Source organism: Bordetella genomosp. 13, from assembly GCF_007679965.1.
GTDB lineage: Bacteria > Pseudomonadota > Gammaproteobacteria > Burkholderiales > Burkholderiaceae_B > Bordetella.
Genome location: NZ_VEHL01000005.1, coordinates 60,606 through 81,418 on the forward strand (window position 1 = coordinate 60,606; position 20,813 = coordinate 81,418).

The following is a 20,813-nucleotide window of genomic DNA, read 5'->3' on the forward strand; positions in this document are numbered from 1 at the left end:
CGTTGCGTATCCAGTGCAGCCAGTGTCCGATTTCGGGGCCGTCCGCGTATGGCGGTTCTGCTCGATTCTTTGATCACGACGCTCAAGTTTCCATGACCGCGCTCGATCGCTTGATTTCGCTGGCCGGCATCCGCGGCACGCTGGACCTGCGCTGCCAGTTGGGCGGCGCGTGGCGGCTGGATCATCCGCCGCTGGCCGCCGGCCGTGCCGGGTTCCACATCCTGCTGCAGGGCGAATGCGTGCTGGAAATGCCAGGCGCACCCGACATGCGCGTGGCCGCGGGCCAGTTCCTGCTGCTGCCGCGCGGCGATGCGCACGTGCTGCGCCAGGGCGAGGGCCGGCCCGGCCGCCCGAGCCAGGGCACGCTGGGCGCCTTGCCGCTGGTGCGCATCGGCAAGGGCGCCACGCCCACCGACATGTTGTGCGGCTCGTTCCACCATGAGCCGGGCGCCGCGTTGATGGCGGCGCTGCCGGATGCGGTGCGCGTCGACTTCCCGCAGGACGATGGACCGGACCCGCTGGGAGCCCTGGTGGCGCTGTTGCGGCGCGAGGCCGACAGCGACCTGCCGGGCGCGCGCTCCGTCATCGACGGCCTGTCCACCGCGCTGTTCGCGCTGGTGGTGCGCGAACACCTGGCGCGCGGCGCGGAACTGGCCGGGGCGCTGGCGCTGTTGACCGACCGGCGCCTGGGCCGGGCGTGGCAGGCGATGCTGGACGACCTGTCGCATCCCTGGACGGTGGAGGACCTGGCCGAGCAGGCCGCCATGTCGCGCGCCAGTTTCATGCGGGCGTTCGGGCAGCTTGCCGGCGACAGTCCCGGCGCGGTGCTGACGCGGTTGCGCATGCAGCGCGCGCGGGTGCTGCTGCGCGATTCGGCATTGGGCCTGGATGCCATCGGGCTGGAGGTCGGCTATGCCTCGCAGGCGGCGTTCAGCCGTGCATTCAAGCAGGCCTACGGGCAGGCGCCGGGGCAGTACCGCAGGCAGGACGTGGCGTGATCGCGGCGGCTTCGGGGGAAAGGTCCCCGCAACGCCGGGTCGGCGCCAGATTCCTGCGCCGCCTCGGCCGTTGCCTGCCGCGGGTCGGACTCAGCCCGGAGCGTGCGCGGTGCGCCAGCGCGCGGCGCGCGCGGCGGCGCGTGCCGTGCCGGGCTTGCGCAGGAACACGAATTTGTGCCGCGAACCGTCCTCGATGCGGTGGTGCGCGCCGTGCACGCCTTCGATGGGCGGCGTGAACTCTTCCAGCAGCCGATAGCCGGCAACGCGCTCGGCACGGAACGGCAGGCGGTCCGGACGGTCGTTGTAGCCGAGCACCAGCACGCCGCCCGGGGCAAGCACCCGATGGCAGGCCTGCATCATGCGGTCGAAGTCGCTCTCGCGGTTCAGCCCATAGCCTATCAGCCCGTTGGCCACGATCACGTCGAAACTGTCGGCCGCGTAATGCCGCGACAGCTGCGTGGCGCACCCCACCACGTGCCGGCCCGGCTGGCCATACACGGCGTTCTCGGACTTGATGTCGATCGAATGGAAACCCGGGCCCAGTGCGCGGTGATAGTGCCAGTTATAGCGGTCCAGGCCAATGAACAGGCAGCGGCCGCCGGTGCGGCCGGCGGCCAGGTGCCGCCCCAGGAATCCGAAGATTTCGTTCTCGAGGAACTGCCGGTTGGGGGCGTGCAGGCGGAATTCCACGTTGCACCGTTCGGCCAACGCGGGGGATAGGCGGAACAGCAGGCGCTTGGCACGGCCCGCGAGCCGGGCGGGAAGTCGGTCGAGGATCGAGGCCTTTACAGAAGAAGACTGATCCGGGCGGGGAGTTTGCATGAAAGCAGCTCGGAAGTTCTGTTTCAGTCCACTGTAAGAAGAAAGGCGCCGCTTGCGCAATCACGTAATCCCGCAAGCGGTAACGGCATATGTCGGGCAGGCGGGCCGCCTCAGTTCCTGGGCCCGGACTTCTTTTCCAGGAAGCCCGGCGTGTCGTCGTGCGGCTTGAACAGGCCCGACGACTCGTCCGTGCTCTGGTTCGGGTTGCCATCGAACTGCGTGGCCTTTTCCTCGGGGCTGTCCAGCGGCGGGCGGGGCTCGCCGGGCTGGCCGGGGCCCTGAGGCTGGTCGTCGTCCTTGGCATTGGCGCGAGCCAGGCCCGTCTGGGTATCCAGGCCGATATCGGTCTGGCTGCGGCGCGCGTTGGAGGACGGGTCCTTGTCGTCCTTGCCGGACGGCGGTCGTTGCGGATCGGTCATGGCGGTTCTCCTGTAGGGGGACACGCCCATTCAGCACGCGGCATGCCCGCCGTGGCCGATCCGCCGCGCGGACGTCGTACCATTCGGGCAGGCCCCCGTTCCTTTCCCGAACCCTCACGATCCATGCCGTCCTCTTCCGATCCGAACACCTTGTACCGAACCGCCACCGCATGGCTGGCCCGCCGCAAATCCCCGGGCTGGACCGATGCCGACCAGCGGGAGATGGACGCCTGGCTGCAGGCCGATCCCAGCCACGCGCAGGCCTACCAGCGCATGCTGGCCGCGCAGGGCGGCCTGGGCAGTGCGCCGGCGGCCGCGGCGGCCGGCGGCGTGCCGGGCGGGCAAGGCATGCCGGTGCAGCGCAAGGCCGGCGGCTGGGGCTGGAAATGGTGGCTGGCGTCCGCCGTCGGCCTGGGACTGGCCGTGGCCCTGACCGTCAGCTTCGTGCTGCGCGAAAGCACGCCGCAGTTCAGCCAGCGCGTGAAGGTCGAGGGCGGCCAGGCACGCGACTGGCAACTGCCCGGCGGTTCCGTTGTGGTGCTCAACAGCGGCACCGAGGCCGCCGCGGCCTATTTCTCGCGCCGCCGCGAGGTCAGCATGTCGCACGGACAGGCGCTGTACCGCGCGGCCTACATGGCCCGCACGTCCTTCATCGTGCACGTGGGCAACGAGGACATCATCGTCGACGGCGGCCGGGTGCCGGTGCCCGACGTGGTGTTCGACGTGAGTTCCGCGCGCGACGTGCTGGAAGTGCGCGTCGCCGCGGGCAAGGTCAAGATCCGCACCGTGGCGGCCGGCGCGCGCGAAGAGCTCGAGGTCGAGGCCGGCCAGGCCATCGCCATCGACCGGCCGCGGCGCACCTACGAGATCGAGAAGATCGATCCGCGCACGGTGGGCGACTGGCAGTCGCGCTAGGGGCGGCGCCGCGTCAGGCGCGGCACAGGGCGGTGGCTTCGATCTCGACCTGCATGCCGTCCAGCGCCAGCCGCGCCACGGGGATCAGCGTGCAGGCCGGCGTCGGCCGCGCGCCCCAGCGCGCGCGCAGCGCGTTGCTCAGCGCGTGCAGCCGGGCTTCGTCGTGGTCCACCACCAGGATTGTCAGCTTGGCCACGTCGGCCAGCGCGGCATCGGCTGCGCCTAGCGCCACCACCAGATTGTCCAGTGCCTGCCGCACCTGGGCGCTGAAATCCGGATCGAGCTGGCCGGTGGCGGTCTCGCCGCCCTGGCCGGCGACATAGACCAGCCGCGAAGGCAAGGCCGCGGCCACGACGTGGCTGTAGCCATTGGGCGCGGGATCGTACAGGCCGTTGGGGTTGATGAAGCGCAGATGCGGCGCGCCGCCGGGCAGGTTGTGGGATTTCATGAGCGACTCCTGAAAGGGGCCGCCAGTATCCAAGTTCAAGTCCGCTTGAGGTCAAGCGCCTTGCGGCGCGGCTACGCGGCCTTGGGCTGGTTCGGATGCGCGGGACCGTCGGGGTCGTTCTCGGCCGGCGGGCGCGGCGCCAGCGCGGGCAGGCCCAGCGCCAGCCGCAGGCGCTGGCAGTCGGGATTGACGCTGCCGTCGGGCTGCCAGGTCTCGAACTCGCGGCACGGCGTGGGCCGCAGCGGATAGATGTCGCAGTGGATGCCGGGCTGGCCGAGCTCGCCGCGCAGCGCCACGCAGCGGCCATTGCCCAGCTCGGTGCCGCGCATGCAGGCGCGCAGGGGGGCGATCTGCACGGCCATCTCTTCCGGCACGGTGCCGCCGGTTTCGCCGGCCAGCTCGCCGCTGTAGAACGACACCCGGAAATGCGCGCAACAGGCGCCGCAGTCCAGGCAGGGATTGGCGGGAATCGGCGTGGCGCCGGACGCGTCGGAGGCGGACGGGATGAACGTGCTGGACATGGGGGCGGGCCGGGACCGGCCAGGAAAATCCCGGCTGCTGCCGGGGGCGATCGATAGTAGCAGGAAGGTCACGAGGGCAGGAGGCCGCGGGCGGCAATGCGGTAGGATCGCTGCACTTCGACGGGGACGCGCGCCGATCCCCGCGGTCTTCTTGGAGCAATGGGATGGACGTACGTACCGATTTCGCCGACGGGCTGCCGCGCTGCGGCTGGGTCGATGGCTCGCCGGCCTACCTGGCCTATCACGACGACGAATGGGGCATGCCGGTCGGCCAGGACAAGGCGCTGTTCGAGCAGCTGTGCCTGGAAGGCTTCCAGTCCGGCCTGAGCTGGCGCACCATCCTGAACAAGCGCGATGCCTTCCGGACGGGCTTCGACCGCTTCGACATCGACCGCGTGGCCCGCTTCGACGCCGCCAAGGTGGAAAGCCTCGTGCAGGATGCGGGCATCGTGCGCCACCGCGGCAAGATCGAGTCCGTCATCAACAACGCCAGGCGCGCGCAGGCGCTGCGCGAGGAGGCCGGCTCGCTGGCCGCGTTCTTCTGGCGCTACGAGGCGCCCGCCCGGCCCGAGGACGCGCCGTTCGCCGTGCAGGCCGCCACCGAGCAGTCCACCGCCCTGTCCAAGGCCCTGAAGAAGCGCGGCTGGTCGTTCGTCGGGCCGACCACCGTGTATGCATTCATGCAGTCGGTGGGCATGGTCAACGACCACCATCCGAAGTGCCATCACCATGGCGCGTGCGCCCATGCGCGGCAGGCTTTCTCGCGGCCCGCCTGATTGCTCGCGTCCTGCCACGCCCGGACACGAGAGCGTGGCCGGTTCTTGCGTTTTGTATCCATTGCGCGCAATGGGGTTCCGCCTGGCCGCCAGCGGGGGTACGCTGGCAGGAAAGCAGGGTCGGATGATCAGCGTCCGGCCAAAGGACGGGGCGGCATGACACGCAGAAAGAAAGTTCTCCTGGGCGTCCTGGCGGGCCTGGTCGTTGTCGTGGCCGCCTTCGTCATCATCGTGGCGACGCTGGACTGGAACCGCTTCAAGCCCACAATCAATGCGCGCGTGTCGGACGCCATCGGCCGCCCGTTCGCCATCAATGGCGACCTGTCCGTCGCGTGGCGGCGGGAGCCCGACGAAACGGGCTGGCGCCGCTGGGTGCCGTGGCCGCGCGTCACCGCCAACGATCTCACCGTCGGCAATACCGAATGGGCGCGCAAGCCCGTCATGGCCAATCTGCAGCGCGTGGAGTTCAGCCTGTCGCCCGTGCCGCTTATCGCGCACCAGGTGACGATCCGCCACGTGCAGCTGACCGGCGCGACGGCCGACCTGCAGCGGCTGGAGGACGGCCGCGCCAACTGGGTGTTCACGATGCCCGAGACCGGCGAGCCGTCGCCCTGGTCCATCGACGTCGACCAGATCGCCTTCGACAAGGGCGTGATCGGCTATGCGGATGCCAAGCTGAAGGCCGATCTGCAGATCCAGGTCGATCCGCTAGGCAAGCCGATTCCGTTCGCGGAATTGGCGGGCAAGGGGCCCAACGGCGACGACGGCAAGGGCGACAAGGAGTCCGGCAAGGACAAGACCGAAAAGGCCGAGGACCGGAAGGCGGCCCAGGGCAAGTCCGGGCAGGTCCCGGTCAAGGACAAGGAAGCCGCCGCCAAGGGCAAGGACGCCAGCGACGCCAAGGACAAGGACGCCGACGGGAACGACGACGAGACCGCCGACGGCACGCCGGACGATGCCAATGCCAAGTCGTTGGAGCAGGCCGAGCGCGCCGGCGAGGTGCCGCGCCGTCCGCCGCGCGACTACATGTTCGCCTGGCAAGTCGAGGGCAAGTACAACGACCTGCCGGTCAAGGGCGAGGGCAAGGTGGGAGGCCTGCTGGCGCTGCGCAATGCCGACGAACCCTTTCCTGTGCAGGCCGACGTGTCGGTGGGCCGCACGCGCGCCTCGGCCGTGGGCACGCTGACCGATCCGCTGCACCTGGGCGCACTGAACCTGCGCATGTCGCTGTCGGGTTCGTCCATGGCGAACCTGTATCCGCTGACCGGCATCACGCTGCCCGACACGCCGCCGTATTCCACCGATGGGCGCCTGATCGCCAGCCTGCAGAATCCCGAAGGGCCGGTCTTCGAGTACCGCCGCTTCAACGGCAAGGTCGGCCAGAGCGACCTGCACGGCACGCTGCGCTTCGCCATGCAGGCGCCGCGGCCCAAGCTGGTGGGCCGCCTGCGCTCGGACCAGCTGCGCATGGACGACCTGGGTCCGCTGATCGGCGTGAAACCCGATGCCGGCGGCAAGGCGGCCCAGGCCAAGGCGGACGCCAAGACCGAAAAGGTGGCCGACAAGCCCGCCTCGGGCAAGGTCCTGCCCACGCAGGAATTCCGCACCGAGCGCTGGAACGCCATGGACGCCGACGTGCATTTCTCCGGCAAGCGCATCATCCACGGCAGCAAGCTGCCGCTGTCCGACCTGTATACGCACGTCACCATGGACGGAGGCCGCTTGCTGCTGGACCCCATCCGATTCGGCATGGCGGGCGGCAGCATCGGCGGCACCGTGCAACTCGATGGCTCGCAGACGCCGATGCAGGGACGCGTGAAGCTGAAGGCCCGCAGTCTCAAGCTCAAGCAGCTGTTCCCGGTGGAGTCCATGCAGACCGCGCTGGGGCAGTTGAACGGCGAAGTGGCGCTGGCCGGCCGCGGCAATTCGGTCGCGGCATTGCTGGGCACCGGTGACGGCGAGATGCGCATGCTGGTCAACGACGGTGTCATCAGCCGCAGCCTGATGGAGATCGCCGGCCTGAACGTGGGCAACTACGTGGTCACCAAGCTGTTCGGCGACGACGAGGTGCACATCAACTGCACGGCGGCCGACCTGGGCATGCAGGACGGCCTGATGAAGACCCGCGCCTTCGTCATCGACACCGACAACGCGGTCGTCACCATCGAGGGCTCGGTGAACTTCAAGAACGAGTCCATGGACCTGGACGTCTCGCCCGAGAGCAAGGGCTTTCGCATCTTCTCGCTGCGCTCGCCGCTGTACGTGCGCGGCACGTTCGCCGATCCCAAACCGGGCGTGCATACCGGTCCGCTGCTGGCCCGCGGCGCGGGCATGGTGGCGCTGGGCGCGCTGCTGACGCCGGCGGCCGGGCTGCTGGCGCTGGTGGCGCCCAGCGCCGACGAGCCGGACAGCCAGTGCAACGCCTTGCTGCAGGAAGCCCGCAAGCCCACGAAGGCGCCGGCCCACGTGCCCGCCCGCCGTCGCTGAGACGGCGCTGCAAATGACGACGCCGGCCCGCGGGCCGGCGCCGTCATTGCTGCGGCAGCGGGCTCAGTTCGCCTTCAACTGCAGCTTCTCGATCATCGCGTCGATGCGGCGCTCCAGCTCCGGCGTGGCCGGCATCATGGGCAGGCGATGCTCGTTCTTCTCCAGCAGGCCCAGCCGCGTCATCAGGTACTTCAGCGGAATGGGGTTGGTGTCCCAGAAGATCATCTTCATCAGGTCGAACAGCTTGAAGTGCAGGGCCCGCGCGGCTTCCAGCTTGCCATCGCGCACCAGGTCGCACAACTGCGCGACCTCGGCGGGCGCCACGTTGGCCACAGCGTTCATCGTGCCGCGCGCGCCCAGGCACATCATCGGGAACGTAAACTCCTCCAGGCCGACGAACACGCGGAAGTCCGGGCCGAAGCGATGCAGCATCTCGGTGACGAAGGAATGGTCGTCCAGCGCGTGCTTGATGCCCACGAAATGCGGCACGGCCTCGGCGATCTGCTCCAGCGTGTTCAGGTCGGTCTTGAACGCCGTGCGGCCGGGGATGTGATACATCATCAGCGGCACGTCCACGCGCTGGCCCAGGTCGATGAAGTACGCCGCCACGCCGCGCTGCGGCGGCCGGATGTAGTAGGGCGTCACCACCAGCAGGCCATCCACGCCGGCGCGCGCCGCGTGCTCGGTCAGCACCACGCTCTCGGCGTGCGACTGCGAGCCCGTGGCGGCGACGACCTGGAGCCGGCCCTGTGCGGCTTCGACCGCCACCGTCACGGCCTGGTTGCGCTCTTCCAGGGTCAGCGTCGAGGGCTCGGACGTAGTGCCGTTGATCAGTACGCCGTGCGTGCCGTTGCGGGCCTGGAAGTCGATCAGGCTGGCCAGCCTGTCGTAGTCGACCTTGCCGTTCTTGAAAGGGGTGACGATGGGCGGGATCGAGCCACGCAGGGCATCGTTCTGCAGAGTGATCATTCTCGTTGCTCCCGCGCTTACGCGGCCTTGCGGTTGGTGATGAAGCCTTCCTGCTTGCCCAGCACGGCGGCGGGATGGTGCAGGTCTTCCTGCCACAGCAGGGATTCCATGAAGATGTTCAGCGGCTGGTCCTGCACCGTCAGCTCGTACACGTAATCGTCGTACGAGGCGTGGTTGTGAACCGCCCAGCCCGGCGCCGACAGCATCAGGTCGCCGGCCTTCCATTCATAGCGGTTGCCCGCGACGCTGCTGTAGCCGCTGCCCGAGAAGTAGTAGTTGATGGCGGCCGACACGTGGCGGTGCGGGCGGTCGATGATCTTCGGCGGCCGGATCGTCATGGTCGCGAAGAAGTTCGGGGTGATGCCGTTGAAGCGGCCCGTGGCCGGGTTGTAGTACATGTACAGGCGGCGGCCCACGTATTCCTTGCCCAGCGCCTCCAGCTTGTCCAGCTGCGGCTTGACCTTGTCCCACGCGAAATGCAGCGTGCGCGACTCCACCGCGGTGGGGTTGATCAGGGTCTCGTAGGGCATCAGCAGGCCGCCATCGTCGGTGATGGGGAAGATGCCGAACGGATTGCGGCGGCGCGGGTCATCGGACTCTTCACGCTGGCCGGTGCCGGACCGCGCGTCCGCGGGCGGCTCGCCGTCGGCGACGTAGATGTCCATGAACTGCAGCAGCGGCACGTTCGAGTACGTCAGGCGCACCTGCAGGTCCGTGCCATCGTTGTAGTGGCTGTAAGGCGTGTAGCTGGGATGGTTCCACACGTCGTACTGGCGGAACGCCACCTGCTGTCCGTTCACGTCGGTGACGCCCTGGCCGCGGATGCAGAAGTTCACCTCGGTCGCGTTGTGGCGGAACGGCGCGCTGCGTTCGCCGGGCTTGAGCACCGACAGGCGCACCTGGATGCCGGGCGCCATGCCGGGCGCGAACTCGCGCGCATTCGGATGCGCGATCAGCGATTCGCGCCGGCCCGAGGCGGGCAGCGGCGACGAGGCCAGGCGCTCGACCTCGGCGTCGATCTCTTCCTTGGTGACCACGATGGGGGCCCATTGCGTGTTCGTCGACACGGGCGGTTGGCCGCCGCAGTCGATGAAGCGGCCGTTGAGCCGCTGGAAGTCGCGGGTGTATTCGTTCATGGTTCGGTCTCCGTTCGGTCTTGGGATTCAGGTCTTCGGATGCGTGGGGATCAGGCTTGCGCGGCCACCGGCGCCGCGAAGAAGCGAGGCTTGCTCTTGACCGGCGCGGGCAGCGCGCGGCCGACGCCCTGGTCTTGCGCGCGCCGCAGGATCTCCACGCCCAGCGCCAGGTCGGACAGGCCCATGCCCATCGCCTTGAACAGCGTCAGGTCGGCATCCGCGGGACGGCGCGCGCCGTCGTCGATGCGCTGCGACAGCGTCTGCACGCCGTCCCATTGGTCGCCATAGCGGGTGCGGAACTCGCGCGACAGGCGCTGCACGCTGGACAGGTCGTCCACCGCGACGACGTCCGCGCGTTCGAACACGTCCTGCCTGAACTCCTCGCGGTCCGGCGCGATGGCGCCGATGGCGTTCAGGTGCGCCCCGCGCTTGAGCATGGCCGCGTCCACGAAGGGCTCGCGCGCCCGCGTGGCCAGCGTGACCACGTCGGCGCCGTCGCAGGCCGAGGCCATGCTGGCGTGCGCCGTGGCGCGCAGTCCGCGATCCGGGAAGGCCTCGGCGATGCGGGCGACGAAGGCCTCGCGGGACTGGGCCGTGGGGCTGTAGATGCGCACGTCGTCGATGTCGCGCACGGCCAGCACCGCGGCCAGCTGCGACAGGGCCTGCTTGCCCGTGCCGGCCATGGCCAGCACGCGGGCATCGGGCCGGGCCAGCCAGTCGGTGGCCACGCCCGTGGTGCCTCCGGTGCGCATGTTGCCCAGCGCGAAGGCCTCGATGACGGCGGCCAGCTGGCCGTCGTCGGCATTCCACAGCAGCAGCAGCGGGCAGGTGCCGCCTTCGGTGTGGGCCCAGGTCTTGGTGCCGACGTAGGCGTCGAGCTTGGCGCCCAGCGCGTGCAGGTTGTTGTGGCCGAACTGCAGCATGGTCTTGGGCATGCTGGCCGCGGCGCCTTGCGCCTGCAGGCGCAGGCCGGCGCCCAGGGCGGGGATGGCCTCGGACAGCGTCAGCAGCGACGTGACCTGGGCCTCGGTGATCCATAAGGGTTCTGCTTGGGTCATGTTCGATTCTCTTGCTTGGGGGTTGCAGCGGCGTTGGCCGTATCGGTGCCGAAGCCGTCCTCCCAGATCGAGGGCACCGGCGGTTGCAGGCTGAAGGTGTTGACCACCAGCGCATGCGTGACGTAGCGGCCGACCAGCATCGCGATGGACACGGCCTGGTCCGCCGGCAGCAGCGTGGCCAGGCTGGCGAAGTCGTCCTGGGCCTGCAGTCCGCGCGTGCGCACGGCCGCCATCACGTAGCGCTGCACCGCGCGTTCCACGTCGGACAGCGCCGCCGCGTCGGGCTCCAGGCGCTCGACCTCCCGTATCCAGTCGCGGCCGAAGCCCAGGCGCACGCACAGGCGCTCGTGCTGGTGGCGTTCGTAGGCGTTCTCCATCAGCGTGGCGGTGGTCAGCACGGCGACCTCGGCCAGGCGGTCCGGCAGCGCTTCCTTCAGCGATTCCGTGAAGCGCATGAAGTCCAGCAGCACGGCGGGCGCGTGCGCGGTGACCTGGAACAGCTCGCCGAGGTAGCCCAGGCGGCGCACGCGCGGGCCCAGGTATTCGGCCAGGTCGGGGCGCATGTCCTCGATCCGCAGGCGGGGGATGGTCTGGCTCATGATTGCCTCAATCGATGGTGATGCGGTACTGGTCGGCCATCTTCTTCCACTTCACCAGTTCGGCGGCGATGTGGTCGCGCAATTGCGGGCCGTCCATCGCCATGGGCACGAACAGGCGGTCGGACAAGGCCTTCTTCGTGGCCGGGTCCTGGGCCAGCGCCATGAATTCCTTGCGCAGCTGGTCCACCAGCGGCTGCGGCGTCTTCGCGGTGACGAAGAAGCCCAGCCACACGGCGAAGTCGTAGTCCTTGAAGCCGGGCAGTTCGCTCAGCGCGGGCACGTCCGGATGGAAGGGCACGCGGTCGCGCGTGGCCACGGCCAGCAGGCGGATCTTGCCGGTCTTCAGCTGCGGGCTGATGTTCGAGATGGCGTTGAAGATCACCGGCACCTGCCCGCCGATGCCGTCGGTCAGCGCGGGCGCGCAGCCCTTGTAGGGCACGTGCACCATGTCGATGCCGGCGCGGTGCGCGAACTCCACGCCCGCGAAATGCTGCGCCGTGCCCGTGCCGCAGGACGAGAAGCTCAGCGTTCCGGGATGCGCCTTGCCGTAGGCGATCAGCTCCTGCACCGTGTTCACGGGCAGCTTGGTGCTGACCGCCAGCGCCACCGGCGTCTCGGCGATCGCCATGATGGGCGTCAGGTCCTTCTGCAGGTCGAAGTTCTGCGCCACGCCCAGGGCCGCGTTCACCGTCATGGTGTTGTTGCCGATCAGGATCGTCTCGCCATTGGGCGCGGACCGCACCACGTAGTCGCTGGCGATGTTGCCCGAGGCGCCCGCGCGGTTCTCCACCAGGAAGGTCTGCTTGAAGATCTCGCCCAGCTTCGGCGACAGCATGCGGCCGATCACGTCGGTGCTGCCGCCGGGCGGGAAGGCGGAGATCATCGTCACGGGGTGTTCGGGATAGCCGGCCTGGCAGGCGCCGGTCAGCATGAAGGCCAGGCCGAGCCGCGCGCTCCAGCGGCGAACGGTCCTCAGCAGGCGGGTGGGGCGTTGCGACATGGTTGTCTCTCCGGGGCTGTTGGTTTTTGTGTGACACATGGTGTTGTGCAGTTCGTCGTTATCGTAGAATTGCAATCAACCTATGTATAGATTGATTTACAATCAATCAACTGGTCCGTGCCGCGGGCGGACCGGATTTCTACAATCGCCGGCGCCCGCGCTGCCGGCAGGAATCGCCCTATGGAAAATCGACGCAGGAAAACGGCGGCACGGCCGGACGACGACGACGACGACGGCCAGGCTGGCGGCACGCTGGTGGACGCGCGCACGGCCACCGAGCGGCTGGGCATCAAGATGCAGACGCTGTATGCGTACGTCAGCCGCGGCTGGGTGCGGGTCGTGCCGGCCGTGGGCGGCAAGGGCAACCTGTACTACGTGGAAGACCTGGACTCGCTGGCCGCGCGCGGCCGCGGACGGTCCATGTCCGGCGCGGGCGCCGAACGCATGATTCGTTGGGGGGGCAACGCGGTCATGCAGACCGCCATCACCGCCATCGGCCCCGATGGTCCGCGCTATCGCGGCAAGTCCGCGGCCGAGCTGGTGCACCACCACCGGTCGTTCGAGGACTGCACCGAACTGCTGTGGAACGGCATGCTGCCCGACACCTCCGTCACGTGGCAGCCCGCGCGGCCGGGCGCCGGCTTCCAGGCGCTGGCCGACGGCATCGTGCAGGTGGCCGCGCGCAATCATTCGCGGCGGCTGCTGTCGGTGGCCGTCGAGGCCTATGCGGCCAGCCTGGGGCGCAATCCCGAACTGACGCTGGGCGCGCCCGTGCTGGCCGCGCGCCAGTTGATCCAGGCGATGTCGGCCGCCACGGGCCTGCTCACCGCCACGCCCGCCTACGTGCTGGGCGACGCGCCGCAGTCCGTCGCGCACATCCTGGCCAGCAACCTGCGCGTGAACGACGCGCCGGAAATCCTGCGCCTGCTGGATGCCGCGCTGATCCTCAGCGCCGACAACGAACTGGCGCCGGCGACCTTCGCCGCGCGCATCGCGGCGTCGGCCGGGGCCGACCTGTTCTCGTGCGTGACCACCGCGCTGGGCGCGTTCGAGGGCATGCTGACGGGACTGGGCTGCGAACAGGCCGAGGCGGCGCTGGCGCAGGCCCGCTCGCGCGACGCGTATCTCGATCATCTGAAAAGCCTGCTGGCGCGCAAGAGCCCGGTGCCGGGATACGGGCACCCGCTGTATCCGGACGGCGACCCGCGCGCCACGCTGCTGCTGGGGCTGGTGCGGGAAGTCGGGCCGGGCGGCCCGCGCGGCGAGCTGGCGCTGCAGGGCGTGGACCGGGCCAGCAGCGAGCTGGGCCTGAAGCCCAACCTGCCGCTGGCGCTGGCCGTGTTGACGGCGGTGCTGGATGCGCCCGCGGGGGCGTCCGGGGCATTGATGTCGGTAGGCCGCGCCGCCGGGTGGGTGGCGCACGCGCTGGAGCAGCGGCTGGCCGGGTTCCTGGTGCGGCCGCGGGCACGGTACATCGGGCCGTCATGATGGCCTGCCCAGGCAGGCTGTACTGATGGACCGGGGCATCGCGCGCTTTTCGCGTGCGCTGCCCTCGCGGCACTGCCTCAGTGCCCGCGACCCAATGCCTTGGCCAGCGTCTTGGCGTACTCGCGCTTGACCCGCGCATCGATCACCGCGACCTTGCCCGCCTGCACGGCCGCGATCGCTTCGTCCAACGCGGCGGACAGGGCCTTCGCGTTGTCCACAGGCCCCCAACCCAGCGCGCCCTGCGCGCGCGCCAGGCCGGCCAGGTCGATCTCCGGCCCCTCGATGCGCTGCCCGATCCACTTGTTCTCCACGGGCCGTGTGCGCATCTGCGCCACCTTCTCCTGGTGCACCTCGTCGTTGAAGAACGAGCGGTTGTTGGCCACGATCACCAGCAGCGGGATGCCGTAGCTGACCGCCGTCCACAGGGCCGTCGCGCCCATCAGGAAGTCGCCGTCGCCCAGCACCGCCACGGGCAGGCGCGGCGTGCCGCGCAGGCCCAGGGCCGCGCCCACGGCCATGCCCGGCCCGGACCCGATGCCGCCGCCGCCGTCATAGCCCAGGTAGTCCAGCGGATGGGCCAGGGGATGCCCGTCGCCCGGCCAACCCAGGTTGGCGCGGATCAGGCACGCCGGCGCGTTGCGGCGCAGGTGCCGGCTGATGGTGCCGGCGAAGGTGGCCAGCGACATGCCTTCCGCATTGTCGTTCGCCTCGTCGTGGGGCGCGTCGGGCTCGGCGGGCAGGGCCTGCGGCGCCATGCGCGGGTCGCCGAGGTCGCGCAGCGCGTCCAGCGCCTGCGCCACGAACGCGTCCGGATCGCACATCAGGTACGTGTCCGCACCCGCCAGCCCTTGCTGCTCGCCGCCGAAGCCGTTGTGCAGCACCTGGTCCAGCGATACCTGCATCACGTGCGCGGACGCGTCCTTCGGACCCCAGGCCGAGCGCAACGTGCCCGCCAGATCCACCCAGTCCAGGCTGAGCACCACGTCGGCCTCGCGCAGCGCCCGCAGGCCCTCGTCGTCCATGAAGAACGCGGGCGTGGAGCCGTGCAGCGGATGGCGCGTGGGGAAGGCCGCGCCCACCTTGAAGTCCGTCAGCACCGTGGCGCCGCAGTGCTCGGCCAGCGCCACGCGGCGTTGCCAGTCGTCTTCGTCGCGCGACACGCGTCCCGCCAGGATGACCAGGCGCCTGGCTTCGTACAGCGTGCGCGCGGCCTCGCGCGCCACCTGGTCGGAGATGCCCGGCGGCCGCGGCGGCGCGTAGCGGGCCAGCGGCGGCAGAGGCGGGGCATCGGCGCAGGGCGCTTCCTGCAGGGCGCTGTCGAAGCACACATAGACCGGGCCCTGCGGCAGCGTGGTGGCGATCTGCCGCGCGCGCAGCACGGCGTCGCGGGCGCCTTCCAGCGACGAGGGCTCCGCGTCCCACTTGACGAAGGTGCGCACCAGCGCGCCCTGGTCTTTCGAGGTGTGCAGCCAGTCGATCCACGGCCGGCGGCGCGCCGAGTCCACCGGGCCCGTGGCGCCGAACACCATCACCGGTACGCGATCGCAGTACGCGTCGAAGATGGCCATCGAGCCATGCATCAGCCCCACGTTGGCATGCAGGATCGCGCCCATGGGACGGCCCGTCACCTTCGCATAGCCGTGCGCAATGGCCACCGCGTGCTCTTCGTGCAGCACCGTCAGCATCTGGGGGCGCTGGTCGCCCAGGTGGTTGACCAGGCTGTCGTGCAGGCCGCGAAAGCTCGCGCCCGGGTTCAGCGCGACGTATTCCAGGCCGATGTGGCGCATCAGGCCGGCCAGGTAATCGCTGCCCCATTCGGGCGCGGGCGTGTCGTGATTGGTGTTGGACATCGGGCTCAATCCAGGGTGATGTTGACGTTCTTCTGCTGCGTGAATTCCAGCAGTTCTTCCTTGCACTCCTCGCGGCCGATGCCCGAGTGCTTGTAGCCGCCGAAGGGCGCGCCGATGAAGTGCGCCGACGAACCATTGATCCACACGTAGCCGGCCTGCACGCGCGCGGCAGCGCGATGCGCCGTCCGCAGATCCGTGGTCCAGATGGCGGCGGTCAGTCCGTATTCCACGCCGTTCACCGCGTCGTACAGCGCGTCTTCGTCCGACCACTTCAGCACCGACAGCACCGGGCCGAAGATCTCCTCGCGCGCCACGCGCATGGCGGGTGTCACGCCGGACAGGATGGTGGGCTCCATGAAATAGCCCTGCGCCAGCGTAGGATCCTCGCTGCGGCGCCCGCCGTGCGCCACCTGCGCGCCTTCCTGCACCGCCGACGCCACGTACGACAGGGACTTGTCCAACTGGTCGCGCGACACCAGCGCGCCCATGGTGGTGCGCATGTCGGTGGGCAGGCCGGGGCGATGCATCTCGCCGGTCAGCTTCACGATGCGCGCCAGCACCTCGTCGTGGATGGATTCGTGCAGGAACAGCCGGCTGGTCGAGCCGCACGACTGGCCGCACCATGTGAAATTCATGCCGCGCACCGCACCCAGCGCGACCTTCTCCAGGTTCGCGTCGGGGTAGACGATCATCGCGTTCTTGCCGCCCAGTTCCAGCAGCACTTTCTTCAGGTCATCGGCCGCCGTGCGCATCACCGCCTTGCCGGCGTTGACGCTGCCGATCAGCGCCACGGCCGCCACGTCGCGATGCGCGGACAGCGCGGCGCCCGTGTCGCGATCGCCGCTCAGGCAATTCAGCACGCCGGGCGGGAAGATGTCGGCGATCAGCTCGAACAGCCGCAGCGTCGACAGCGGCGCCTGTTCCGGTGGCTTCACGATCACCGTGTTGCCCGCGGCCAGCGGCGCGGCGATCTTGCCGGCCGCGAACATGAAGGGATGGTTGAACGGGATGATGCGCGCCACCACGCCCAGCGGCTCGCGCAGCGTGTAGTCCAGCGAGCCGTTCATCGTGGGGATGGTCTCGCCCTTCAACTCCAGCACCAGGCCGGCGAAGTACTCGAGCTGCGTGGCCGCGATCACCGCGTCGTCCTGCATCTGCCGTACCGGGTTGCCGCAATCGGCGGCGTCGATCAACGCGAGCTCCAGGTCGTGGTCGCGGATGACGGCGGCGGCCTGGCGCAGCAGCGCGGCGCGCGCCAGCGGCGGCGTGTCGCGCCAGGATGGAAACGCCTGGCTGGCCGCGGCTACCGCGGCATCCACGTCGTCGGCGTCGGCGACGGCGTAGCGGCCGAGGTCGGCCTGCGAGCCGGGGCTGGTGCTGGTCGCCCAGTTGGCCGAGCGAGGCTCGTGCCATGCGCCGCCGTAGTACAGGCCGCGTTGTTTGGGCAGCGCGTCGGACACCCGCGTGGACAGGTCGGGGCCTAGGTCGGAAGTGATCATCGATCTCGCTCTCTTGGAAGCTGGCGTCTCGGCGGGGTTGGCTGGTGCTTGCGCGGACGCGCCGAGTGACGGAGAGCGGGTAGGCTAGATCGATGGATATATGTGGGTCAATCTTGATTTGAAATCAATGTACTGGCGTGGGAAGTGCGTGGCTGCCGTGGGCGGGCGGCGAGAAATGTGCCGTAGAGGGTGTTGCATAGGCGCCGCGCAGTGGCGGCTGATGGCAAATGGATGACGGACGATTGGACAGGCTCGAAAAAGCATGTATAATCTTTCCTCTTGACTGATCGCACGCAAACAAGCGCTGCAGCAGTTACGGGCTGTTAGCTCAGTTGGTAGAGCAGCGGACTCTTAATCCGTAGGTCGAGTGTTCGAGCCACTCACAGCCCACCAGAATTCTTCAGCAGTATCAAGCACTTAGCCCACCGCATGCGGTGGGCTTTTTGCATTTCGGGAAGTTTGACCGCACTTTTACCGCACTGCGACCTAGTCGGTGGCGACGATGTCCGAACCTACGGTCCTAGTGTCCGCGGTTACAAAAAATAGTTCGCCCACTATTTCCCGAGACTATTCCGCAAAAACGCCTTCGCGACGCAGCCCAACCATAGGGGAGCGCCATATACCCAAATCTTGAAATTTGCGGAGGCGTTGCGATGGCAACAATTCAAAAGCGTGGCGAGTACCAGTATCAAGTCGAGATTCGGCGCAAGGGCTATCCCCGCCAGACGAAAACTTTCGACAGCAAAGCGCAGGCTGAAGCCTGGGCGCGCGAGCAAGAGCACAAGATGGACATAGGGCAGTTCCGTGATCTGCGGCCTATGGCGCAAGTCACGCTAGATGATGCTCTCGCCCGGTACATGGACCAGGTGGTGCCCAAGAAGGCGCTTGGAGGCCAGCGAAATGAGCGCAACCGAATTCGGCTGCTGAGGAAGCATCCGCTGGCAAAGCGGCTGATGACTAGCCTGCAGGCTGCGGACTTCGTTCAGTACCGCGACGCACGCCTCGATGCGGTCGATAGCCCTAACACCGTCCGATTGGAACTGGCGCTGTTGTCGCACCTGTACTCGACGGCAATCAAAGAGTGGAGCTGGCCTCTGGTGCACGTTATGAAAGACGTCAAGAGGCCGTCGCCTCGAGATGGCCGGGAACGTAGGTTGGTAGGGAATGAAGAAGAGCGGCTCCTTGCAGTCGCCCACGATGAGACGATCCGGAAACCTCTCTGGCTCGGTGCGTGTATCCGTCTCGCCTTGGCAACGGGCCTGCGCGCCTGCGAACTGCTGACCCTTCAGTGGACGCAAGTCGACTTCGTCCATGGTGTGCTGCATCTTACTAAGGCGGTCAACGGCAATAAAAGGTCAGTGGGGTTGAGCTATGAGGCAACGGGTTACCTGAAGCAATTGCCGCATATGGGCGAGCGTGTCGTTCAGGGCTATTGGGAGACGGGGAAGTTGGATGGCGACTTCAAAGCGGCCTGCGTGGCAGCAGGTATCGTTGACCTGCGTTTTCATGACCTGCGTCACGAGGCGGCCAGCAGATTTGCGCCGCACATGATGCCGCAGGAGCTGGCGAAAATTATGGGTTGGAAGACTCTCCAGATGGCGATGCGCTACTACAACCCATCCGCGCGTGAGATCGCTGAGAAGGTGCGTAGGGTCGAGGCGGCTAGGGCTGCGCTGGAAGCATCCTCGCCAGTACCGGTTTTCGAAGCGAGTACGCCTATCTCCGTGTCAGTAGATAAAGCCACTGCTTCGCAGCACGAGCGCGTTTCGTCCGAGGGTGGAAACGTGATTAGGGTGGCGTTCGGAAGCGCTCATCGCGTTCAGCGTTCAGCAGCCTAAACGTGCGTCGGTAGCGCCCAGTCTGGGCGCTGCTACCCATTTACATCATCGCCGCAGCGGTGAGGAAATATTTGTGAATTGAGGACAGCGTAAAGAGCGCTGCGGCACGTCATAGGACGTGCCATGTCGTCAGCTTTGCTGGCTCGTATTGAATCAACTGCTCCGCGTCGCCCGTGGTGCGGGCAGTACAAGGATGGTGCCCGTGTGCGGCCTCTCAAGACCGCGCTATGGCTACCCTACCTGCAAATCAATTCTCCAGCACAGCACTCCTGGCTGCAGTTGGATATCGATATGGAGCAAGCCGCACACGTTTGGGAGGATTGCAATCTTCCCCCTCCCACCTATGTTGCGGTCAACCCCGAAAACGGCCACGCGCAGTACGGCTACGCCTTGGCATCCCCGGTCTGCGTCACTGACGCTGCGCGAGCGGCGCCTCTGCGCTTTCTAGCAGCTATCGAGTTCGCGTTTAATCGCGTTGCTGGGGCCGATCGAGCGTTTCGTGGCCCGTTGGCCAAGAATCCGCTTCATCCGAATTGGCGCCTCTGGCAACCAGCGAACGACGCTGTGTATGAGCTCAGCGAGTTGGCAGAGTATGTTGAGCTACCTAGCGCACGGGAGGTGCGAAAAGGCAGGATCGATATTGACCATGCCAGCTTGGGGCGCAACTGTTTCCTCTTCGAAAAGTTGAGGGTCTATGCGTACCAGGACGTCAGAAAGTTTTGGCGCCCTGCAGGCTATGAACCCTTCAAGGAGGCCGTGCTCTCGGAGGCGATGGCCGTTAACGACACGTTCCTTGGGTCTCCGGGACCACTGTCTTTCAGCGAAGTCAGAAGTATTGCTCGCAGCGTGGCGAAATGGGTCTGGAAAAAGTTCACACCAGCGGCGTTCCGCGCAATTCAAAGTGCCCGCGGGGTTGCGTCCGGCGTTGCTCGCCGCGAAGCCAGCCGTGTACTCCGAGAAGAGGCCACGGCGAGGGCTGCGGGTGGTGCTTCTACTCGAGAAATTGCAGCGGGGTTGGGTGTGAATCAGTCTACGATTTCTCGATGGCTGAGGGCGAAAGGGAGTTGCGTGCTGCCTCACGCGGCGAAGGCAATTAATAGGGTATAGCTGCCTATCCTTAGCTTTGGTCTATGCCCAGATACTTACAGGTGTCGTGTACTGAAGCTCGCCTAGGATGGCACGTTCATCGCGGCCGTACCACCTATGTTGTCGCCTGCAACGCCAGTCAGTTCAGGCGGTATCTATCATGGAGAAATCATGATGGCTAGGCCCCTGTCGAGCTTGCAAGCGCGTCGCCCCGACAGGTGCTGCCATGAACGAGCCAACTCGCCTAGAAAAGCTCAACGTTTTGCTTAGCCGCCACCCTGTCTATTTCCATCCGCCATCGCCCACGACAAGAACGACGGTCATTGTGCACTCAGGGCTGTTTGTCGCAGCTCCCGCAATACAGTGGTGACACATCGGGCTCTTGAGGACGCTTAACAGCAACAACAGCTTGCCTCTAACACCGGGCGACGCCTGCTCCACAACGGTTGGCTGATGCTGAGCTGAGTGTGGCCTAGAACGGGATCTCATCCTCCTCGCCGTCAGGTACCCCGCCACCTAAACTACGAAGTGACTCATCCATGGGAGGGCTGAATGACTTACCCCGCACCCATGGGGGGCGCGCGGTTTTTTGGCTTACATAGTCGCGCATGAACGTGCGTAACAGCGATGCGGGCGACCTATCCTCAGCGCGAGCCGCCTTCTGAAACGCCACGAGCAGGTCCGAGTCGATCCGGATCTGATAGGTCTTTATTGCTTTGTCTTTCAAGACAGTCTCTCCAGTCGTTCGCATCATCGTGCACGTATTTTATACGTACAAATTACGTTCTGAGACGTCCTGAAAGTCATGCAACGTGGCTGTTCGCGAACTATTATTGATATCCTAAGAACTAAAAAAATCCCATGTAAGATGTTGTTTTTTATGGTTAAATATCAAAATTTTTCC

The 20,813-nt window shown here is 67.3% G+C and carries 18 protein-coding genes and 1 tRNA gene; 8 read left to right on the forward strand and 11 right to left on the reverse strand.

From position 1 onward, the window contains the following. Positions 1-92: 92 nt before the first annotated feature. Entirely contained in the window at positions 93-998 is a 906-nt protein-coding gene (locus FS845_RS13650; RefSeq protein WP_144635992.1) for an AraC family transcriptional regulator, read from the forward strand. Between the two features lie 90 nt (positions 999-1,088). Here FS845_RS13650 and FS845_RS13655 read toward each other — a convergent pair whose 3' ends face one another. Together FS845_RS13655 and FS845_RS13660 are read right to left on the reverse strand one after the other, a co-directional pair. After that, entirely contained in the window at positions 1,089-1,820 is a 732-nt protein-coding gene (locus tag FS845_RS13655; RefSeq protein WP_144635995.1) for a class I SAM-dependent methyltransferase, read from the reverse strand. Positions 1,821-1,930: 110 nt separating this feature from the next. Then, positions 1,931-2,239 (reverse strand): hypothetical protein, encoded by a 309-nt coding sequence (locus FS845_RS13660; RefSeq protein ID WP_144635998.1) that lies wholly within the window; start codon positions 2,237-2,239, stop codon positions 1,931-1,933. A 123-nt stretch (positions 2,240-2,362) separates the two neighbouring features. Between FS845_RS13660 and FS845_RS13665 the strand changes: the two genes are divergently transcribed. Continuing rightward, positions 2,363-3,154 carry a FecR family protein gene (locus tag FS845_RS13665; protein WP_186332277.1) on the forward strand — a complete coding sequence of 264 codons (792 nt, stop codon included), beginning with the start codon at positions 2,363-2,365 and terminating at the stop codon, positions 3,152-3,154. A gap of 13 nt (positions 3,155-3,167) precedes the next feature. Here FS845_RS13665 and FS845_RS13670 read toward each other — a convergent pair whose 3' ends face one another. After that, entirely contained in the window at positions 3,168-3,602 is a 435-nt protein-coding gene (locus FS845_RS13670; protein ID WP_144636004.1) for a RidA family protein, read from the reverse strand. Between the two features lie 71 nt (positions 3,603-3,673). Continuing rightward, complete coding sequence (locus FS845_RS13675) at positions 3,674-4,123, reverse strand: YkgJ family cysteine cluster protein (protein WP_144636007.1); 450 nt, start codon at positions 4,121-4,123, stop codon at positions 3,674-3,676. 164 nt (positions 4,124-4,287) lie between these two features. On the opposite strand from FS845_RS13675, the gene FS845_RS13680 reads away from it, so the two are divergent. Together FS845_RS13680 and FS845_RS13685 are read left to right on the forward strand one after the other, a co-directional pair. After that, the gene (locus FS845_RS13680) at positions 4,288-4,899 is read left to right on the forward strand and encodes a DNA-3-methyladenine glycosylase I (protein WP_144636010.1); all 612 of its coding nucleotides are present in this window, start codon (positions 4,288-4,290) and stop codon (positions 4,897-4,899) included. Between the two features lie 156 nt (positions 4,900-5,055). Further along, positions 5,056-7,386: an AsmA family protein gene (locus FS845_RS13685; RefSeq protein ID WP_144636013.1), complete on the forward strand. Its 2,331-nt coding sequence runs from the start codon at positions 5,056-5,058 to the stop codon at positions 7,384-7,386. A 63-nt stretch (positions 7,387-7,449) separates the two neighbouring features. On the opposite strand, the gene dapA is transcribed toward FS845_RS13685, so the two are convergent. Genes dapA through FS845_RS13710 form a run of 5 tightly spaced genes read right to left on the reverse strand, consistent with a single transcriptional unit; the run spans position 7,450 to position 12,148 of the window. Continuing rightward, positions 7,450-8,355, reverse strand: coding sequence for a 4-hydroxy-tetrahydrodipicolinate synthase (dapA, locus tag FS845_RS13690; protein WP_144636016.1), 906 nt, complete (start codon positions 8,353-8,355; stop codon positions 7,450-7,452). A 17-nt stretch (positions 8,356-8,372) separates the two neighbouring features. Beyond that, a complete protein-coding gene (locus tag FS845_RS13695) occupies positions 8,373-9,491 on the reverse strand; it encodes a cupin domain-containing protein (RefSeq protein WP_144636019.1) in 1,119 nt (372 codons plus the stop codon). A 50-nt stretch (positions 9,492-9,541) separates the two neighbouring features. Continuing rightward, on the reverse strand, positions 9,542-10,549 hold the full coding sequence (locus FS845_RS13700; protein ID WP_144636022.1) for an ornithine cyclodeaminase family protein: 1,008 nt from the start codon (positions 10,547-10,549) through the stop codon (positions 9,542-9,544). Continuing rightward, entirely contained in the window at positions 10,546-11,148 is a 603-nt protein-coding gene (locus tag FS845_RS13705) for a hypothetical protein (protein ID WP_144636025.1), read from the reverse strand. The genes FS845_RS13700 and FS845_RS13705 overlap by 4 nt, the downstream gene beginning before the upstream one ends. Before the next feature lie 7 nt (positions 11,149-11,155). Then, positions 11,156-12,148, reverse strand: coding sequence for a Bug family tripartite tricarboxylate transporter substrate binding protein (locus tag FS845_RS13710; protein WP_186332278.1), 993 nt, complete (start codon positions 12,146-12,148; stop codon positions 11,156-11,158). Positions 12,149-12,328: 180 nt separating this feature from the next. On the opposite strand from FS845_RS13710, the gene FS845_RS13715 reads away from it, so the two are divergent. Continuing rightward, entirely contained in the window at positions 12,329-13,636 is a 1,308-nt protein-coding gene (locus FS845_RS13715) for a citrate/2-methylcitrate synthase (RefSeq protein ID WP_144636031.1), read from the forward strand. Between the two features lie 77 nt (positions 13,637-13,713). On the opposite strand, the gene FS845_RS13720 is transcribed toward FS845_RS13715, so the two are convergent. Beyond that, on the reverse strand, positions 13,714-15,486 hold the full coding sequence (locus FS845_RS13720; RefSeq protein WP_144636034.1) for a thiamine pyrophosphate-binding protein: 1,773 nt from the start codon (positions 15,484-15,486) through the stop codon (positions 13,714-13,716). Between the two features lie 5 nt (positions 15,487-15,491). Beyond that, positions 15,492-16,985: an aldehyde dehydrogenase family protein gene (locus FS845_RS13725; protein WP_144636037.1), complete on the reverse strand. Its 1,494-nt coding sequence runs from the start codon at positions 16,983-16,985 to the stop codon at positions 15,492-15,494. Positions 16,986-17,302: 317 nt separating this feature from the next. Here FS845_RS13725 and FS845_RS13730 point away from each other — a divergent pair. The 3 genes from FS845_RS13730 (at position 17,303) to FS845_RS13740 (ending at position 19,930) form a co-directional block, all read left to right on the forward strand. Beyond that, positions 17,303-17,378: transfer RNA gene (locus FS845_RS13730), tRNA-Lys, on the forward strand. Positions 17,379-17,638: 260 nt separating this feature from the next. Then, complete coding sequence (locus FS845_RS13735) at positions 17,639-18,823, forward strand: tyrosine-type recombinase/integrase (protein ID WP_144636040.1); 1,185 nt, start codon at positions 17,639-17,641, stop codon at positions 18,821-18,823. Between the two features lie 123 nt (positions 18,824-18,946). Continuing rightward, positions 18,947-19,930, forward strand: a complete 984-nt coding sequence (locus tag FS845_RS13740) for a replication initiation protein (RefSeq protein WP_144636043.1) — start codon at positions 18,947-18,949, stop codon at positions 19,928-19,930. Positions 19,931-20,813 lie beyond the last annotated feature (883 nt).

Coding starts and splice junctions, on each gene's coding strand:
- FS845_RS13705 (WP_144636025.1), bottom strand. CDS start 11,148: ATGAGCCAGACCATCCCCCGCCTGCGGATCGAGGACATGCGCCCCGAC.
- FS845_RS13650 (WP_144635992.1), top strand. CDS start 93: ATGACCGCGCTCGATCGCTTGATTTCGCTGGCCGGCATCCGCGGCACG.
- FS845_RS13715 (WP_144636031.1), top strand. CDS start 12,329: ATGGAAAATCGACGCAGGAAAACGGCGGCACGGCCGGACGACGACGAC.
- FS845_RS13675 (WP_144636007.1), bottom strand. CDS start 4,123: ATGTCCAGCACGTTCATCCCGTCCGCCTCCGACGCGTCCGGCGCCACG.
- FS845_RS13695 (WP_144636019.1), bottom strand. CDS start 9,491: ATGAACGAATACACCCGCGACTTCCAGCGGCTCAACGGCCGCTTCATC.
- FS845_RS13660 (WP_144635998.1), bottom strand. CDS start 2,239: ATGACCGATCCGCAACGACCGCCGTCCGGCAAGGACGACAAGGACCCG.
- FS845_RS13670 (WP_144636004.1), bottom strand. CDS start 3,602: ATGAAATCCCACAACCTGCCCGGCGGCGCGCCGCATCTGCGCTTCATC.
- FS845_RS13710 (WP_186332278.1), bottom strand. CDS start 12,148: ATGTCGCAACGCCCCACCCGCCTGCTGAGGACCGTTCGCCGCTGGAGC.
- FS845_RS13680 (WP_144636010.1), top strand. CDS start 4,288: ATGGACGTACGTACCGATTTCGCCGACGGGCTGCCGCGCTGCGGCTGG.
- FS845_RS13720 (WP_144636034.1), bottom strand. CDS start 15,486: ATGTCCAACACCAATCACGACACGCCCGCGCCCGAATGGGGCAGCGAT.
- FS845_RS13740 (WP_144636043.1), top strand. CDS start 18,947: ATGTCGTCAGCTTTGCTGGCTCGTATTGAATCAACTGCTCCGCGTCGC.
- FS845_RS13700 (WP_144636022.1), bottom strand. CDS start 10,549: ATGACCCAAGCAGAACCCTTATGGATCACCGAGGCCCAGGTCACGTCG.
- FS845_RS13685 (WP_144636013.1), top strand. CDS start 5,056: ATGACACGCAGAAAGAAAGTTCTCCTGGGCGTCCTGGCGGGCCTGGTC.
- FS845_RS13655 (WP_144635995.1), bottom strand. CDS start 1,820: ATGCAAACTCCCCGCCCGGATCAGTCTTCTTCTGTAAAGGCCTCGATC.
- dapA (WP_144636016.1), bottom strand. CDS start 8,355: ATGATCACTCTGCAGAACGATGCCCTGCGTGGCTCGATCCCGCCCATC.
- FS845_RS13725 (WP_144636037.1), bottom strand. CDS start 16,985: ATGATCACTTCCGACCTAGGCCCCGACCTGTCCACGCGGGTGTCCGAC.
- FS845_RS13735 (WP_144636040.1), top strand. CDS start 17,639: ATGGCAACAATTCAAAAGCGTGGCGAGTACCAGTATCAAGTCGAGATT.
- FS845_RS13665 (WP_186332277.1), top strand. CDS start 2,363: ATGCCGTCCTCTTCCGATCCGAACACCTTGTACCGAACCGCCACCGCA.